Source organism: Marinomonas pontica (assembly GCF_026191375.1).
Lineage (GTDB): Bacteria > Pseudomonadota > Gammaproteobacteria > Pseudomonadales > Marinomonadaceae > Marinomonas > Marinomonas pontica.
In genome coordinates, this window is the sequence record NZ_JAODTL010000035.1 from 1 (window position 1) to 16,648 (window position 16,648).

The 16,648-nt window shown below is 43.4% G+C and carries 11 protein-coding genes and 1 pseudogene; 5 read left to right on the forward strand and 7 right to left on the reverse strand.

What is annotated here, in order from left to right; all coding sequences use genetic code 11:
* Nucleotides 1-134: 134 nt before the first annotated feature.
* The 3 genes and pseudogenes from ppk1 to N5P32_RS18195 all read right to left on the reverse strand — a co-directional run bounded on the left by ppk1 (nt 135) and on the right by N5P32_RS18195 (nt 5,608).
* Nucleotides 135-2,354: a polyphosphate kinase 1 gene (gene ppk1, locus N5P32_RS08310; protein WP_265728629.1), complete on the reverse strand. Its 2,220-nt coding sequence runs from the start codon at nt 2,352-2,354 to the stop codon at nt 135-137.
* A 150-nt stretch (nt 2,355-2,504) separates the two neighbouring features.
* Entirely contained in the window at nt 2,505-3,494 is a 990-nt protein-coding gene (gene hemB, locus N5P32_RS08315; RefSeq protein WP_265728630.1) for a porphobilinogen synthase, read from the reverse strand.
* Nucleotides 3,495-3,664: 170 nt separating this feature from the next.
* Nucleotides 3,665-5,608 (reverse strand): annotated as a pseudogene (locus tag N5P32_RS18195) (ATP-binding cassette domain-containing protein).
* Between the two features lie 252 nt (nt 5,609-5,860).
* On the opposite strand from N5P32_RS18195, the gene hslO reads away from it, so the two are divergent.
* Entirely contained in the window at nt 5,861-6,736 is an 876-nt protein-coding gene (gene hslO / locus N5P32_RS08325; protein ID WP_265728631.1) for an Hsp33 family molecular chaperone HslO, read from the forward strand.
* Here the strand turns inward: hslO and N5P32_RS08330 are convergent.
* A complete protein-coding gene (locus N5P32_RS08330; RefSeq protein ID WP_265728632.1) occupies nt 6,733-7,140 on the reverse strand; it encodes a CBS domain-containing protein in 408 nt (135 codons plus the stop codon). The genes hslO and N5P32_RS08330 overlap by 4 nt on opposite strands.
* Nucleotides 7,141-7,528: 388 nt before the next feature.
* On the opposite strand from N5P32_RS08330, the gene mqo reads away from it, so the two are divergent.
* Together mqo and N5P32_RS08340 are read left to right on the forward strand one after the other, a co-directional pair.
* Nucleotides 7,529-9,031, forward strand: a complete 1,503-nt coding sequence (mqo, locus tag N5P32_RS08335) for a malate dehydrogenase (quinone) (protein ID WP_265728677.1) — start codon at nt 7,529-7,531, stop codon at nt 9,029-9,031.
* Between the two features lie 92 nt (nt 9,032-9,123).
* Complete coding sequence (locus N5P32_RS08340) at nt 9,124-9,393, forward strand: hypothetical protein (RefSeq protein ID WP_265728633.1); 270 nt, start codon at nt 9,124-9,126, stop codon at nt 9,391-9,393.
* Between the two features lie 61 nt (nt 9,394-9,454).
* On the opposite strand, the gene N5P32_RS08345 is transcribed toward N5P32_RS08340, so the two are convergent.
* Together N5P32_RS08345 and rho are read right to left on the reverse strand one after the other, a co-directional pair.
* Complete coding sequence (locus tag N5P32_RS08345; protein WP_265728634.1) at nt 9,455-10,183, reverse strand: NAD(P)H-flavin reductase; 729 nt, start codon at nt 10,181-10,183, stop codon at nt 9,455-9,457.
* Between the two features lie 147 nt (nt 10,184-10,330).
* Nucleotides 10,331-11,596, reverse strand: a complete 1,266-nt coding sequence (gene rho / locus N5P32_RS08350; RefSeq protein WP_110576109.1) for a transcription termination factor Rho — start codon at nt 11,594-11,596, stop codon at nt 10,331-10,333.
* A 530-nt stretch (nt 11,597-12,126) separates the two neighbouring features.
* Here rho and N5P32_RS08355 point away from each other — a divergent pair.
* Entirely contained in the window at nt 12,127-13,644 is a 1,518-nt protein-coding gene (locus tag N5P32_RS08355; RefSeq protein WP_265728635.1) for a Ppx/GppA phosphatase family protein, read from the forward strand.
* 35 nt (nt 13,645-13,679) lie between these two features.
* On the opposite strand, the gene N5P32_RS08360 is transcribed toward N5P32_RS08355, so the two are convergent.
* Nucleotides 13,680-13,973 (reverse strand): hypothetical protein, encoded by a 294-nt coding sequence (locus N5P32_RS08360; RefSeq protein WP_265728636.1) that lies wholly within the window; start codon nt 13,971-13,973, stop codon nt 13,680-13,682.
* A 377-nt stretch (nt 13,974-14,350) separates the two neighbouring features.
* On the opposite strand from N5P32_RS08360, the gene N5P32_RS08365 reads away from it, so the two are divergent.
* Nucleotides 14,351-16,378: a hypothetical protein gene (locus tag N5P32_RS08365; RefSeq protein ID WP_265728637.1), complete on the forward strand. Its 2,028-nt coding sequence runs from the start codon at nt 14,351-14,353 to the stop codon at nt 16,376-16,378.
* Nucleotides 16,379-16,648: the final 270 nt, after the last annotated feature.

Sequence of the window (16,648 nt, forward strand, 5' to 3'; positions counted from 1 at the left end):
CGAATATTTATTTTTCCTTCGTTTTACTTACTCCGACTCTATTTTGTTTTTATTGGAATATTCTGAGGATAACTCCTAATTTTATACACAAAAAAAGCCCAGCTAATGCTGAGCTTATGTTTAAAAGTAACTATTTATCGTGTGTTGTCTGCTAGTTCACTTAATAGCGCCCGTTGAGCGCTACGGTATTCGCCTTTTCTTGGCTTGGATAGCTGATATGAGCCATCGCTTTGTAAAATCCAGCTTTGCGTATTATCTGTTAGGTAATACTCTAGTTCCTTTTTCACTCGGCGAGTCTGTTTATAATCTTGAAGAGGAAAGGCGACTTCAATACGGTTATTGAGGTTACGATCCATGCCGTCAGCACTAGATAAATACACTTGAGGGTTTCGGTTGTTGTAGAAGTAGTAGACGCGGGTATGTTCTAGGAAACGTCCTATGATGCTTCTTACTCTAATATTAGAAGATATGCCTTTAATACCAGGTCGTAACGTACAAATGCCTCGAACAATCAGGTCGATTTTTACACCAGCTTGAGAAGCTTTATAAAGCGATTGAACCAGCCTCTGCTCTGTCAGTGAGTTTACTTTTATGATGATTCGAGAGGGTTCGCCTCTTAGCGCATTTTCTGCCTCTCTGTTGATCATTTCCAATAAGCGGTCGCGAAGAGTAAAAGGGGCGTGCAATAGCTTTTTCACCTTTAACTCTTTACTCATTCCCGTTAGTTGCTGGAAGACACGATGAACATCGTCACCAATCTCTTTATCACATGTCATGAAACTATAGTCTGTGTAAAGACGAGCGTTACCTGCGTGATAGTTGCCTGTGCCTAAGTGAACATAGCGAGTTAAGTCAGCACCTTCACGACGGACGATTAGAATCATTTTCGCGTGGGTTTTATGTCGAACAACACCATAAACCACAATTGCACCTGCGTCTTGTAAGCGGCTTGCAAGCGCTAAGTTCTCAGCCTCGTCGAAGCGAGCACGCAATTCGATGACTACAGTAACTTCTTTGCCGTTTCGAGCGGCTTCCACCAATGCGTTGGCAATTGGTGAGCGTGAACCTGTTCGATAAAGAGTTTGACGGATAGCAACCACATTGGGGTCTTTGGCTGCTTCGCTTAATAAATCAATGACAGGTGAAAAGCTTTCAAACGGGTGCATGAGTAGATAGTCGCGTTGATGAATCGCCTCAAATAAGCCGCCAGAGCTGGCCAGTTTGCGTGGCAGCCCTGGAGAAAAAGGAGGGTACATCAGGTCAGGACGATCAACGAGCTCAAGGACTGCCATAAGACGACTGAGGTTAACAGGGCCGTCAATGCGGTATAGATCTTGTTGCTCTAGATCAAACTGTTTTAACAGAGAGTCGACAATATGGAGAGGGCAGTTTTCTGCGATTTCTAAACGTACTGAACTGCCGTAATGGCGACTTTGTAGTTCTGTACGTAGCGCGCCTGCCAAATCGACGCCGATGTCGTCTGAATCTACTTCTAAGTCAGCGTTACGAGTAAGCCGGAATTGGAAACACCCTTTGACCGTCATGCCAGGGAATAATTGATCCGCATGAGCGTGGATAATAGAAGACAGAAAGACCAGATTGTCTCCACCTTCGCAGACGTCATCAGGTAATTTTACCAAGCGGGGTAATGAACTTGGTGCAGGCACAATGGCTAAGCCGTTTTCACGTCCAAAAGCATCACGACCTTCTAATTCGACTACGAAGTTGAAGGTTTTGTTTGCCAGTCGAGGAAATGGGTGAGCTGGGTCAAGGCCAATTGGGCTGATAATAGGCAATACGTTATCGCGGAAGTATCGTTTCACCCAAGCGGCTTGTTTTTCGTTCCAAACAGTACGACGAATAAACTTAACGTTTTCTGTTGCTAGCTTAGGCAAAATAATATCGTTGAGAATTCGGTATTGGCGACGTACTAGCTTGTGAGCATGTTCGCTAATTAGACCGAGTACTTTCTTGGGGTGCATCCCATCGGGGCCATTTTTTTCACGGCTGTATTCCAATTGGCTTTTTAGACCCGCGACACGGATTTCAAAAAATTCATCCATGTTAGAGCTAAAAATGCACAAAAACATTAATCTGTTTAGGATAGGGTGGTTTTCGTCCATGGCCTGCTCAAGCACTCGAGCGTTAAATTGGAGGTGACTCAGCTCGCGGTTGAAATAGAGTTCTGGATCCGCCAGATCAATTTCTTCTGGGAGACGCTCCTCAATTGCTATTTTGTTAGGGTCTTGAGGTTGTTCCGGAATGGGTTCCAATACCAATTCAGCGTCCAGCTCCAGAGGGACGCTAGGCGTGGATTCTTTTTTATCTATTTCGTTCACCGACTGCTCAGACATGTGCTTATATTCTCTCTAAATACCATTTTATAGTGTTGTTGGTATGCTTGTTCCTTTTGCCTACAAATGTAGGCATATACTAACAAATTACACCAACGCAGCCTGCTGGTCACCGATTCAATGTACTTATTTCACTAAAAGGTTGAATTGTTAACTTTTTAGCAGGCGTGCTGCATCTTTTGCGAAATAGGTAAGGATGCCATCTGCACCAGCGCGTTTGAATGCCAGTAGTGATTCCATCATTACTGTGTTTTTATCTAGCCAACCGTTTTGAAAAGCGGCCATGTGCATGGCGTATTCACCGCTTACTTGATATGCGAAAGTTGGCACTTCAAGCTCAGTTTTAACTCGACGTACAATGTCTATGTAAGGCATACCGGGTTTTACCATGACCATGTCGGCGCCTTCTTCTATGTCGAGCATCACTTCGCGAATGGCTTCGTTAGAATTGGCCGGGTCGATTTGGTAGGTAAATTTATTGCCTTTACCAAGGTTGCCACTTGATCCAATTGCATCACGGAAAGGGCCGTAATACGCAGAGGCGTATTTGGCGGCGTAGGCCATGATTAAGGTGTTAATAAAACCTTCGGCTTCCAGTTCATCGCGTATTTCACCAATGCGCCCATCCATCATGTCTGATGGTGCAACAACATCAGCGCCAGCTTGCGCATGGGATAAGGCTTGCTTGACAAGCGTGTCAACGGTGATGTCGTTTAAAACGTAACCGCTATCGTCAATGATGCCATCTTGGCCGTGGGTGGTATAAGGATCCAGCGCCACATCTGTTAATACGCCAAGTTCAGGGAAGTCAGCTTTTAGCGCGCGAACGGCCCGTTGTACCAATCCATTTGGGTTGTAAGCTTCTTCGGCGAGCAATGACTTTTTGTCGCTTTCGATGACAGGAAATAATGCAATCGTTGGAATACCCAATTCGACCAGTTCTTTTGCTTCTAAAAGTAGTAAGTCGATGGATAGGCGCTCAATGTTTGGCATTGAAGGAATGGCTTCGCGCACATTTTGGCCTTCGATAATAAACATGGGGTAGATTAAGTCGTCTGCAGTTAGGCGATGCTCGCGCATCAGGCGGCGAGAAAAATCATTTTTACGCATTCGGCGCATACGAGTGTATGGAAATGTCATCCAATATCTCTCCTTTTCGCTGTGTATGAATGTACTTTAGTATTGTTACAATATTAAGACAGTGCCTTTGTAAAAGCGTTGTGTTAGAGCAAAACTTTACAGATTAATAGCACTTAGTCTTTGTTTATTCTCTCTTTTTTAGCGAAGTCACCCAATAAGGTTGGTTAATTTCACAACAATAGCGCTTCCGCTTCTTCGAGTTGCTCTTGTGCTTCAAACCACGCTTCTTCACTTTCTGCTTGGGCTTTTTTCCACTTGGCTTCTTCGCTTAGGAGTTTTTGTAGCTTGTCCCTTTGGTCCGCTTCATAAAGGCTTGAGTCCGCCATGTCCTCAGAAATTCGATCAAGATGCTCTTGCGCTGTTTGAACGGCTTTTTCGTGTTTTTCAATTTGTTTACGAAGAGGGCGTAATTTTTCTCGCATTTCAGCGGCTTTGCGGCGCTCTTCTTTGCGGTCCACTTTGTCGATTTTATCCCCAGCTTGTTCGCCTTTTTCTAGCTGCGCCGCCGTGGCTTGTCTTGCTTGCAACCATGCATGATAAGTGGGCAGATCACCGTCGAAGGCTTGGATTTTGTTGTCAGCGACAAGGTAAAACTCATCAACGGTGCTGTTCAATAAATGGCGATCGTGAGACACCAATAAGATTGAGCCAGGAAACTCTTAGTAAGGCCTCGGTTAAGGCCTGACGCATTTCAATGTCCAAGTGGTTGGTTGGCTCATCAAGCACCAATAAGTTTGGTTTTGTCCAAGAGATTAACGATAAGGCAAGACGGGCTTTTTTCTCCTCCAGAAAAGCCTTTGACGGGACGAAGTGCGTCATCACCAATAAAGCCAAAACCACCAAGATAACGACGAATGTCACTTTCAAGTATTTTGGGAGTGAGGCGTTGGATATGGAGCAATGGCGAAGCGTCTAAATCGAGGGCGCTTGGAGTTGGTGCTGTGGAGAAAGTAACCGATTTTTAGATTCTCTCCCAAGATTCGATCGCCCGCCAATACACCTATTTCGCCAACAATGGATTTGATTAGAGTCCGGTCTGCTCGGCGCCGTTTGGACCAAGCAGGCCAGTGCGTTGTCCATCACGAAGGGCGAGGTTGGTCTTGCCAAGCTGAACGGTTTTAGCGCCAGATTCAGACGTATAACCTAGGTCAGCTTCCGATAAATTGACCAACAGTTGAGATGTTTTTTCGGCCGCTGTGGAATCGAAAATTCAAATTGCGAGTCAATATGGAGCTGGACCAATAATTTCCATTTTCTCAAGCATTTTCAGACGGCTTTGTTGCTTGTTTTGGCCTTGTCTGCTTTATACCGGAAGCGGTCCACATATTGTTGTAAATGCGCGCGTTTCTCTTGTTGTTTCTCATAGTTGGCTTGTTGTTGCGCTAGATGTTCCGCGCGTTGGCGCTCGTAGTCGGAATAGTGTTGCCTTTATAAAGCACTAGCTGTTTTTGATAAAGATGAACAATATGACTACAGATACCGTCTAAAAAATCACGGTCATGGGAAATAAGTAGCAGCGTTCCCGGATATTGGCGTAGCCAGTTTTCCAGCCACATAACCGCATCCAAATCCAAATGGCTGGTTGGTTCGTCAAGCAAGAGAACGTCGGAAGGACACATCAAGGCTTTGGCAAGGTTTAGACGAATGCGCCAACCACCTGAGAAATCTGACACTGGTCTTTTCATGTCTGCCATTTTGAAGCCTAGACCTTCGCGGTAGAGTCTCCCCGGGTGATTGTGCCGTATAACCGTGGGCGTTTTCGTACTCTCCTAACCAATGGGCATGGGCACTGATCGTCGTTGTTTGCTTGTGCTTTGGCAATATGGCTTTCTGCGTCTCTGAGTCGATCATCGCCATCCAAACAATACGCCTAGCGCACTGCGTTGAGTCTCTTCTACTTCCTGGGCCATAAAGGCGATGCGACGTTGGCCTGGTAAAATTACTTCGCCAGTGTCGGCGTGTAGTTCGCCTTTGATCATGGCAAATAAAGACGATTTTCCAGCGCCATTGGCACCGATAAGTCCCACTTTTTGGCCTTCAAAAATGGTGAGCGTAGCCTCTTCCAGTAAAAATTGGGTGCCGCGCTGTAAACTAACTTCCGTAAATTGGATCATAAAAACTCGAAATCTCTTATCTCGATGAATGAGAAGTGATGTGGATCGTTTTAATCGTCTTTTCAATAGAAAGCACAATGCGAACATTTTAGAGTGCTGTCAAAGTAAACGAAATAGCAAGCGTGCATATTCCCAGTACATATTCCCAGTTATCACTGTTTAAAGTGGATGATTGCGTTGCTCAAGGGTAAAATGGCGGGATTATTAATTTGAACTTTTTACGTCAGGCTTGCGCCAGACAAGGTGTGCTTTGTGAATAATCCAACCATAAATGAAATACAGCGTTTTTCTTTTGATAACAGCAATGTTCGTGGTGAACGTGTGTTATTAAATGATGCTTATCAAGAAATTATTAAGCGTAAAGACTATCCGCTGGCATTAGAAAAACTCCTTGGTGAGTTTGTTGTAGCAATCGCGCTATTGCGAGACATTGTTAAAATAGACGGTGTGTTGTCTATTCAAGCCAAAGGTAATGGTTTTTTATCGACTTTGATGACGGAATGCGATGAGCATCAAAATCTTCGTGGTATTGCGCAATGGGATGAATCTCAAGACGTTCCTGATGTGATTTCGTTAAAAGAGGTGCTTGAAGGTGGGTACTTAGCCATTACGATTCAGCCTCGCAATGGACAGCGCTATCAAGGCATTGTTGAGATTGTTGGTGATACGTTGGGTGAATGCCTTGAGCAATATTTCTCACAATCTGAGCAATTGCCAAGCCGAGTGTGGCTGGCGGCGAATGGTGCACAATGCGGTGGTTTATTCTTACAGCGTTTACCTGAAGAGCAAGCGAAAGAGGGCGATGAAGATGCCTGGGAGCGCTTAACTCATTTGGCGTCCACCGTGAAGGAAGAAGAACTTCTGGGCCTTGAAACGGGTGAACTGCTGCATCGCTTGTACCATGAAGAAGAAGTGCGATTGTATGACATCAAGACAATGCAGTTTGGTTGCTCTTGTTCCCGCCAGCGTACGTTGGATGCTGTGATGTCCCTTGGAACAGAAGAAATTCGTGAGCTTTTAATTGAACAAGGCAGCATCAAGGTAGATTGTCAGTTCTGTGCTGAAAAATATGAGTTCACAGAAAGCGATTTTGTGGGTTTATTGGGCGACCAAGCACAAACCCACTAATCTTTAAACGTGGCGTGATTGACTAGATCGCGCCACGATATGATGCCAATGACATGTTCTTCGTTGTCGGTGACGGGTAAGCAGGAAATGTCTACTCGTTTTAGCCAAGCAACAATGTCCTCCACTGGCGTGTCTGCTTTTACTGTAATGGGTTGGCGTGTCATGACTTGATGTGCGGCTCGATTAAGCGTGTCTAAGTCTCTGGCTTGCTCAGAAACACTGTCAATAAAAGGGCTAATCAAGCGCAGTAAATCTCTGTCTGATATGATACCAACCAATTTGCCCTTTTCGGTGACAGGAAGGTGGTGAAAGCCGTTGCTCTGCATGAGGTTTTTCACAACCGGTAAGCGTTCATCCATGTCCACACAGATGACATTTTTTACCATGATATCTTGTGCTTTCATCGTCATACTCCTCAGTATCTAAATGGAGAGGATTTAGTATATTTATATTGAATATTTTTAATTCAATATAGCAGCATAATCGAAGCATGTTTTTTATTAATGTTGCTAACATCGTCCTTCTTGTCGCTAAAGTCAATAAAATGTCTGGAATCATGAGTGTTGAAATGTGGATATATCTACATTCTTATACTAAGGTCTCAAGACATTGTTTTTCAAAATCCGTATAATCAAATCACACCTGCTCAGAATCCCTTAACCGCTGTTAGTTTGTTAACTTCAGCATACGAGCAAAGGCGTTCTGAAGAGGGGAGTGGAGAAGCAGACAGTGGATTCGACATATCTGCTGTTGGCCAAAAGCCTAATTTCTCCGCCACTCTCAAATTCACAATTGGCTATGACACGGCGAAATCATATGACCTCAAATTCTGTAGACGTTTTACTAGTCGGGGGAGGTGCTATGAGCACCACCCTAGGAGTGTTACTAAAGCAATTGGATCCTAGCATGACCATGTTGATGGTCGAGCGTTTAGGAAGCGTTGCAAAAGAAAGTACAGATGGCTGGAACAATGCTGGTACAGGCCATGCCGCATACTGCGAGTTAAACTACACGTCTGAAAATGCTGATGGCTCCGTTAACATTGATAAAGCGGTGAATATCAACGCGGCTTTTGAAATTAGCCTTCAATTTTGGTCTTACCTAGTCGAACAAGGTCTGATGCCTGCGCCACAAGAATTTATCCATCGTGTGCCTCATCAAAGTTTTGTTTGGGGTGAGCGCAACGTCAAAATGTTAAAAGCACGTTATGACGCAATGAGTTCGCATCCTGCTTTTAAAGAAATGCAATACACAGAAGATCGTGAAAAAATGCAGGAGTGGATGCCTCTTGTTATGAACAATCGTGATGACAGTGAGCCTCTTGCAGCGACACGAGTGGAACACGGTGCTGATGTCAACTTTGGTGCCATTGCTCGTAATATGAGCAAGCATTTAGAAGCCCTAGAAAACTTCGATCTAGAATTGAACTGCGAAGTAAAAGATCTGCAGAAACGTGCGGATGGTCGATGGGATGTCACACTTGAACAAAATGGCGCTCGTACAACGGTTGACGCAAAATTTGTCTTTTTAGGCGCCGGTGGCGGGGCGTTGCCTTTGCTGCAAAAAGCAGAAGTTAAGGAAGGGAAAGGTTTTGGTGGATTCCCTGTTAGTGGTCAGTGGCTAGTGTGTGAGAAACCTGAATTGGTAGAACAGCACTTTGCTAAAGTGTATGGTGCTGCGCCTATTGGTGCGCCGCCTATGTCTGTACCGCATTTAGACACTCGGATTATTGATGGCAAAAAAGCCATCTTATTTGGTCCTTTTGCTGGTTTTACGACCAAGTTTTTGAAAACAGGGTCGTTCTTTGATTTACCGAAGAGTGTGCGCTTTGACAACATTAAACCCATGTTAAGCGTTGGTAAAAACAACATGGATCTGACTCGTTATTTGATCAGTGAAGTGATGCAATCTCATAAAGATCGTTGTAATTCATTGCGTCAATTTTTCCCTGATGCAAAAGACGAAGATTGGGAGTTGGCTTACGCTGGACAGCGCGTTCAAATTATCAAGAAAGACGATAAAACGGGCGGCAAACTGGAGTTTGGTACTGAAGCCATTACGACAGAAGACGGTTCTCTTGCGGCATTGCTAGGCGCTTCTCCTGGAGCATCAACGACGGTGAATACTATGATTGGTATTCTAGAGCGCTGTTTTGTTGAGCGTGTTAAGTCGGCTGATTGGCAATCTAAAATGAAAGAAATGGTTCCGTCCTACGGTGAATCATTGGTAGACAATACAGACTTGCTTCTTTCTATTCGTGCTAAAACGCTAGAAACCTTAAAGCTAAAACCTTAATCTACTTCGCAAGTAATGAGCGTAAAAAAGCTGGGCACTCCCCAGCTTTTTTGTATTGCAGGCGATAAAAAACGAACATGGTGAGATGGAATATGACGATGACTTTTGCAGAGCGCGCAGACCAATTGTGTGACACATTACGAGATATGGAGCACCACGCTGAAGAAGGTGATCAGCTATTTTACTGTGCATATTTACTGGGTCTATTAGGGCTGCATAGTAGTGTTGAAGGTGAAGGGCAGAGCGAATTTGACGCTGCTTTTACGGGTATCCTGCAAGAAACGCTGGTGGCAGAAGGCGTTACCGATGCAGACCAAGAGAATATTACAGCATTGTGGGACACAGTTCGTACTGCGGCGTAATTTTTCTACGATTACCGTCCGTAGATAAAAAAGAGACAACACGTGTTGCCTCTTTTTTTGTTTACAGTTTTGGTTTGTCTGGGTGTGGCGCATAAGCAAAAACATCAGAAAAACACCGCTCTTTGCTGAGCCCTTTTGCTTCCAGCTGATCCAGTGTTCCATATACCATACCGACAGAGCCACTGATAAACGCCGCACTTTTACTTAGATCAGGATGGTCTGCCAAAACCGCTTCATACAACCAACCGCTTCGGCCGTGCCACTCATCGTTGCTGTCATTGACAATCACATCCAGTGAAAAAGGCGTGTATTTATGTGCTTCTTCCAGCCAGTCTTGAGCAAAAACATCCATAGGGGTTCTTAATCCCCAATAAAAGGAAACGTTCCCAGTAAAGTTCTGCTCCACCAAATGGCTGAATACACTTTTAATTTGGGCAAATCCGGTTCCGCCAGCGATCAATAAAATATTATCGGGGGCAGTCTCTAAAACACCGTTAGCAATATGGCAGTCACCACCTGGTGCTTTGATGGTAATTGAGTCGCTTGATTTAATGTGTTCAACGACTTTGTTGGCCAGTGAGCTAGGATCTGAAACCAGCACGTACAGGGTTAAAGTAGGTAATTCATGCGGTGCGCTGCCGATAGAGTAAGGAACTTGTTCGCCTGTGGGCAGCATAATCATTAAGTATTGACCCGCTTCAAAAGTAAAGTCTTCTACTTTTAAGGTAATGCGGTAAACATTTTGGTTCATTAATTCGACAGCGTTTACCGTCGCGGTAATCTCTTTCATTTAAACTACTCCAATATAGGTTGCCCTTACCTTGAATACGGAAAGCGAGCAGACGTTGATAATGCATCATGTTTATTGTGTAAGTAAAAAAAAACCACTTCGGAAAGTGGTTTTTGATAGCAGACTTTATTACTGCAAAAAGTCTACTTACTTGTTTTTGCCTTTCATTGATTCAAAGAACTCGTCGTTCGTTTGAGTGACTTTCAGGCGATCGATAAGGAATTCTGTCGCAGCAACATCTTCCATAGGATTCAACAGCTTACGAAGAATCCACATACGTTGTAATTCATCTTCTGATGTTAAAAGGTCTTCACGACGAGTGCCAGAGCGACGAATATTAATCGCAGGGAACGTACGTTTTTCAGCGATCTTACGGTCTAAGTGCAATTCAGAGTTACCAGTACCTTTAAATTCTTCAAAGATAACTTCGTCCATTTTCGAGCCTGTATCAACAAGCGCTGTGGCGATGATGGTTAAACTGCCACCTTCTTCAATGTTACGAGCTGCACCAAAGAAGCGTTTTGGACGTTCTAAAGCATTTGCATCGACACCACCCGTTAGTACTTTACCGGAAGATGGAATGACGGTGTTGTAGGCTCGAGCCAAACGAGTAATGGAATCCAACAAAATGACCACGTCACGTTTGTGTTCTACAAGACGTTTTGCTTTCTCGATGACCATTTCGGCAACTTGAACGTGTCGTGCAGGTGGCTCGTCAAATGTAGAAGCGACCACTTCACCGCGAACGGTACGAGACATTTCTGTAACTTCTTCAGGACGTTCATCGATCAATAAAACGATCAAATGACATTCTGGATTGTTGCGAGTGATCGCATTCGCGATGTTTTGCAGCATGAAGGTTTTACCCGCTTTTGGTGGAGAAACCACCAAGGCGCGTTGACCTTTACCCATTGGAGCAACAAGGTCGATGATTCGAGATGTTACGTCTTCAGTCGAGCCATTACCCGCTTCCATTAATAGGCGCTCATCTGGGAACAACGGTGTTAAGTTTTCAAAAAGAATCTTGTTACGCACACTTTCTGGTTTATCAAAGTTGATTTCATTGACTTTTAATAAAGCAAAGTAGCGTTCGCCATCTTTCGGTGGTCGAATCTTACCGGCAATCGTGTCACCAGTACGAAGGTTAAATCGTCTAATTTGGCTTGGAGATACATAAATATCGTCAGGGCCAGCTAAGTATGAGCTGTCCGGTGAACGAAGGAAGCCAAAGCCATCTTGAAGAATCTCTAAGATACCGTCGCCGTAAATGTCCTCTCCACCTTTTGCATGTCGCTTTAAGATTGAGAAAATAACATCTTGTTTACGTGAACGAGCCATGTTGTCTAGGCCCATTTCTGCTGCGATGTCTAAAAGTTCGTGTACTGATTTCTGTTTTAAGTCGGTAAGGTTCATAAACGGGTTTTGTATTAGCTCATTTGAGGAAAAATGACGGAATTAGAGTTAATCAATAAATAACAATAATTTGTGTCTGGAAGTATCTAACAATGTATCAGCTACTCGGCACCCATAAACACAAAACAAGATGGTTAGATAGTTGTTCTGGTTTAAAGTAGCCCGGATAGGGCAAAGCCAATACAGCGCGAAACAATTTGATTGGGATCTTAATGGCGCATGTTTGTATAAACATCGCAATTAAGACCATCCATACTATAGTTCGACTTAAAGGCGAGGTCTATAGTCAAACTCAGTAAAAAAACACTTTCTGGTAATTTTTTGATCAAAGCAAGGTGTTTCTCCGTATCTACTTCGCTTTTTTGGCGTTCTTATGGCTTTAAACCCTTGCATTTCGAGAAAACGGATAAAATTTTATAAAAAATTCATCTAATCTGATGTTGTTTTTGGCCGCTTGTTGGCAATGACAGCATCAAGTAACTGATATACTCTTGTTCTAAATAAGACTTCTGTAACGTAAGGCTTTCTGAATGCAATCACTCTTTTTGCAACAATCTCATGACTTTCCGTTTGAAAAAATTGCGGCCATTGATTTAGGGTCGAACAGTTTCCACATGGTTGTCGCTCAGGTTACACATGGACAATTACGTATTACTGGAGAGTTTGGCGACAAGGTTCAGTTGGCCGCAGGTTTAGTGAATGGTCGATTAGACGACGAGTCACAGCAACGCGGCTTAGATTGTTTGGCGCAGTTTGCCCAGGTTATCGAAGACATGCCGCCAGGCTCTGTTCGTGTAGTGGGCACCAACGCATTAAGAGTGGCGAAAAATCGCTATGATTTCATTGGCAAAGCCATGGACATCATGAGTCACCCTGTTGAAATTATTGCCGGTCGGGAAGAGGCGCGATTGATTTATGTGGGTGTCGCTCGAACCATGGATCATGGTGATGCCAAACGACTGGTTGTTGACATCGGTGGTGGCAGTACAGAATTCATTATTGGCAAACAACTGGAGCCAATCCTGACAGAAAGCCTTCACATGGGGTGTGTGAGCTTTAAACAGCGATTCTTTGATGATGGCGTGATCAATAAGTCGAACTTCCAAAAAGCGGTGACAGCCGCTCGATTGGAGCTATTGAGCATACAAGACGATTATCTTGATGAAACATGGGATGTGGCGATTGGTTCGTCTGGAACGATCAAAGCGGCCTTTAATATAGTCAAGGAGAACAATTGGAGTAAAAAAGGCATTACTCTAAAAACGTTGAAGCAAATACAGAAAGCATTATTTGCGGCTGGTCATGCAGATAACATTGATTTAGTGGGACTGAAGCCAGAGCGTAAAAGTACTTTTGCTGCTGGTATTGCCATATTGACGGCGGTCTTTGAATGCTTTGATATTAAACAAATGGATTTCTCGAACGGCGCGCTGAGGGAAGGCGTTCTATACGATATCATGGGGCGTTACGCTGAAACTGATATTCGTGAACGTACCGTTAACTACATGCTGAACCAGTATCATATCGACACAGAACAAGCGAAATTAGTGACCCATACCGCCTTGTCTGCTTTGGCTCAGGTAAAAGAAGATTGGAATCTAAACAGCATCTCTAGTGAAGATTTGCTACGTTGGGCTGGCTTGCTTCATGAGGTTGGGGCTGGAATTTCTCATAGCCGATACCATAAGCACGGCGCATATATTATCAGCGAATCAGATATGCCTGGATTTTCGCAGCAGGAACAACAGGCTTTGGCAAACTTGATATTGCGCCATCGTCGAAAATTTTCGCAATCCTTGGATTACCGTTTCACGAAGAGCGACCAGCAGGATTTGGATCGTCTGTCTATTTTATTAAGGCTGTCTATATTATTGCACCACGACAGAAAAGAGGGCGATATGCCTATCTTTACCTTAAAAGCGGACAACAAAACCCTTCATGCTGAGTTTTTGCCTGGGTGGCTTGATAGCCGACCATTAACTCTAGCGAATTTACAACGTGAAGCCGATTCCTTGGTGTCGGAACAATATAATTTAACCTTCAGTTAATGGCGTTCAGTCAATAGCGATAGGTGAAGAAGGGGTTAGGTTAATTTATCGATTGATCGATACAAGGCCGCAACCTCTTCTCGCTGCAACCCAGTCACCCTAGAAAGTCGACCTATACTGGACGAAATCTGGACAGATTCTTTGCCTTCTTCTTTGTTTAACTCGTCCGTCTCTGTTGGCTGGCGCTGAGCTGAAAGCATTTGTTTTGCTCTATCGGACAATTGAACAGGGTCTTGTTGTCGAGTTGAATCAGGGCGAACGTCTGTATCTGCCTGAGACGGAAAGCTAGGCATGTACAAAAGGTTGTTTGATACCGACGAAATGGACACAACTCTCACCTATAAAAATCATCTTAAATCTTTTAAATTGTAGTACAAAAAATGATCTTAATAGAAAGAAATTCGTTTTTTTACCGCATTAAATCGAATCACTTCCTTTGAATGCGAGTAAGACGTAGCGTGTTCGCTGTGTATCGGGGTTCTTGCCGTCTCTGTCCGGATTATTTTGACGTTAATTTAAACCTACCTATCGCATATTAGTGTCATTGCCATATTAAGGATGATATTGTTTGCACAATGTCTACTAACAAGACAACGAATTACGTAGAGCATTTAACGGGTAAACTTTCCGCTTAATAACAAGCTTTTTTGGTTAATGGTGTGAATATTTGTCTGTTGTAAGTTATTAGCTTCAAAAAGGATGCCGCATGAGCCAAGAAAATCTTCCAATAGAACACCTTTATTTTACTGAGACAAACTTAGAGCAGATCTTAGAAAATCTGGATGTTGTTCGTAATCGAATTCACCCGCAATTGGCGGATGAAGAGAATACTAATGATCAAGTGTTTCCCTCTGTGTGCCTAATTGGGTTAGGTCGTTGTGGATCAAATATCGCGTTAGATGTTGCATCGCTTGTTTACGATGCAAGAGCCAACTACATGCGAGAAGTAGAAAGCCAAGAAATCTTAGACAGTGAAAGAGAGTTCCGACCAATGCGTTGGATTCGTAAACACCTTCCGATCGAAGGAAAAGACGGCTTTAAGCCTGTTTTTCTCATTGAACCAATCGTTTTACTTGGTGATTTGGATAAAGACATTGAAGGGCGAATTCGTTTTTCAAACCAAGAAGGTAGAACGAAGTTTTTAGAAGAATACAAAAAGTTGCAGATAATGGACTTGTCAGAAGTTCATGCTGGTGGTGCGGGTAACGCGCCTATTTTAGGGCAGTATCTTGCAAAAATAATTTTGAATAAAGACGCAACGACTTTCCGCAATGAGCACTGGAAGAACATGCATTCTTATTTAGTGGACTCCTGTGGCATTAAAGCAAATCAGTCGCGTCTGTATTTTTATATCTTCAGTGCAGGCGGTGGTACGGGCTCTGGTATGGCGTCTGAATTTGGTTTAGCTCAGCAGTTCTCGTACTTGAGTAAGACCTTCGATTACCGCTCTGATCAGAGTCAAATGGCGGACAAGCGCCATAGTTTCGTGTTTGAACCTATTTTCACGTCCGGTATTTGTATTTTGCCTAATATTTCTGGCAAAAATGTTGAAATCTCAGAAGCCTTACACATTAATGCTGGCCGCTTACTGACGAAGTACATTTCAGAAGAGTGGAACTTCTCTTACAACGAAGAGCGTGAAGACGATGAAGTACCAGCAGATGTGATGGAGCGCATCCGCCCGTGGAACTCCATGATGTTGATTTCCAATGACATTATGCGTTATGCGGAAGAAGAAGATGGCGGTGATGCTGATAACATTGATGTGAATACGATGGAAAAATACGCTAACCAGTATATTTCCCAACAAATCTTTAATATTTTGACCGCTCAAGCAGTAACAACGGATTACGATGAAGACTATTTCCGTCGTGCCGGCATTGATATTGCTGAAACCATCCGTTTGGATGCCAACGATTTGTTTATGAGTTTGGCTGGTCCTGTAGCGGTTGCTTACGCTGAAAGTGTTGTGAGTGAAGGGACGCACCAAGATACAGTCGACATTGATGATTTGTTCTGTCGATCTATTGAGTTGCCACATTTTAATAACGACACATCGGCGATTGAAGGGGTGAGTGTATTGCCCGTTGAATCAGATCGATATCGTGAGGCGATCAAAAATTATCGTAAGAGCGGTTACGATGCGAGTGAACTAAATCACCTGCATTTCTTTAAAAACTGTTCTTCGATTGTGTCCATTATTTCTTTGCCGCGAGATTACAAACTGTCGTTTACTGCATTGAATCGTTTGAAAATGCATCTTAACCGTTTGTGCCCTAATACAACGTTGAAACGCTATGCTTTGGTTATTGGTGCGTCAGCAAACTTGTCATTAACGACATTGATCGCAAAAAGCCCATGCCTAAGTGATGACTTCTTAACGCTTATGGTGGCTTACATGAAGCGCTGTTTTGCTCGTGATGATTACCGTTACACAGACGAAATCGATAAAGCCATTATCCAGATGATTCAAGATGATGAGTTTGATGATTCGTTGGTCGATAAGTTTTTTACGACATACGAGAATCCAGCAAAAATCTTAGACACTAACTGGTACGCGATTAAGCCGATGTACGAGAAAAAATACCGTGAATTAATCGATAATAATCAACGCTTTGTGTCTATTAATGATATCCGTTTGGATATTAATAATGTGAAAAACGCAATTAAGTATCTTCGTGAGATTTACCGTCATCGTATTAGTAAGACCAATGTTCTTACCTTAAACGGTTAATTTTCGGATCGTTTGACCGCATGATTCATTATGCAATAACAGCCACTTAATACATTGTTAAGTGGCTTTTTTGTTTTTATTGCATGCTGATGAGGCCAGTTGCCAATAGTTGGCTTAACAATTGAATGATAAAAAACAGGGCCTTGTGGCGATGGCAAGTGTCGAACTCTGAGACTTGAGCTTTTATGCAGCGTGCATTTTAGGCGCTTCGTTATGTTGCGTGAATCTTTTTGGTGCGATTTCTACTATTTAGGGTGTATATGACGGAAT

Coding starts and splice junctions, on each gene's coding strand:
- N5P32_RS08365 (WP_265728637.1), top strand. CDS start 14,351: ATGAGCCAAGAAAATCTTCCAATAGAACACCTTTATTTTACTGAGACA.
- N5P32_RS08345 (WP_265728634.1), bottom strand. CDS start 10,183: ATGAAAGAGATTACCGCGACGGTAAACGCTGTCGAATTAATGAACCAA.
- N5P32_RS08330 (WP_265728632.1), bottom strand. CDS start 7,140: ATGAAAGCACAAGATATCATGGTAAAAAATGTCATCTGTGTGGACATG.
- ppk1 (WP_265728629.1), bottom strand. CDS start 2,354: ATGTCTGAGCAGTCGGTGAACGAAATAGATAAAAAAGAATCCACGCCT.
- N5P32_RS08355 (WP_265728635.1), top strand. CDS start 12,127: ATGCAATCACTCTTTTTGCAACAATCTCATGACTTTCCGTTTGAAAAA.
- N5P32_RS08340 (WP_265728633.1), top strand. CDS start 9,124: ATGACGATGACTTTTGCAGAGCGCGCAGACCAATTGTGTGACACATTA.
- hemB (WP_265728630.1), bottom strand. CDS start 3,494: ATGACATTTCCATACACTCGTATGCGCCGAATGCGTAAAAATGATTTT.
- rho (WP_110576109.1), bottom strand. CDS start 11,596: ATGAACCTTACCGACTTAAAACAGAAATCAGTACACGAACTTTTAGAC.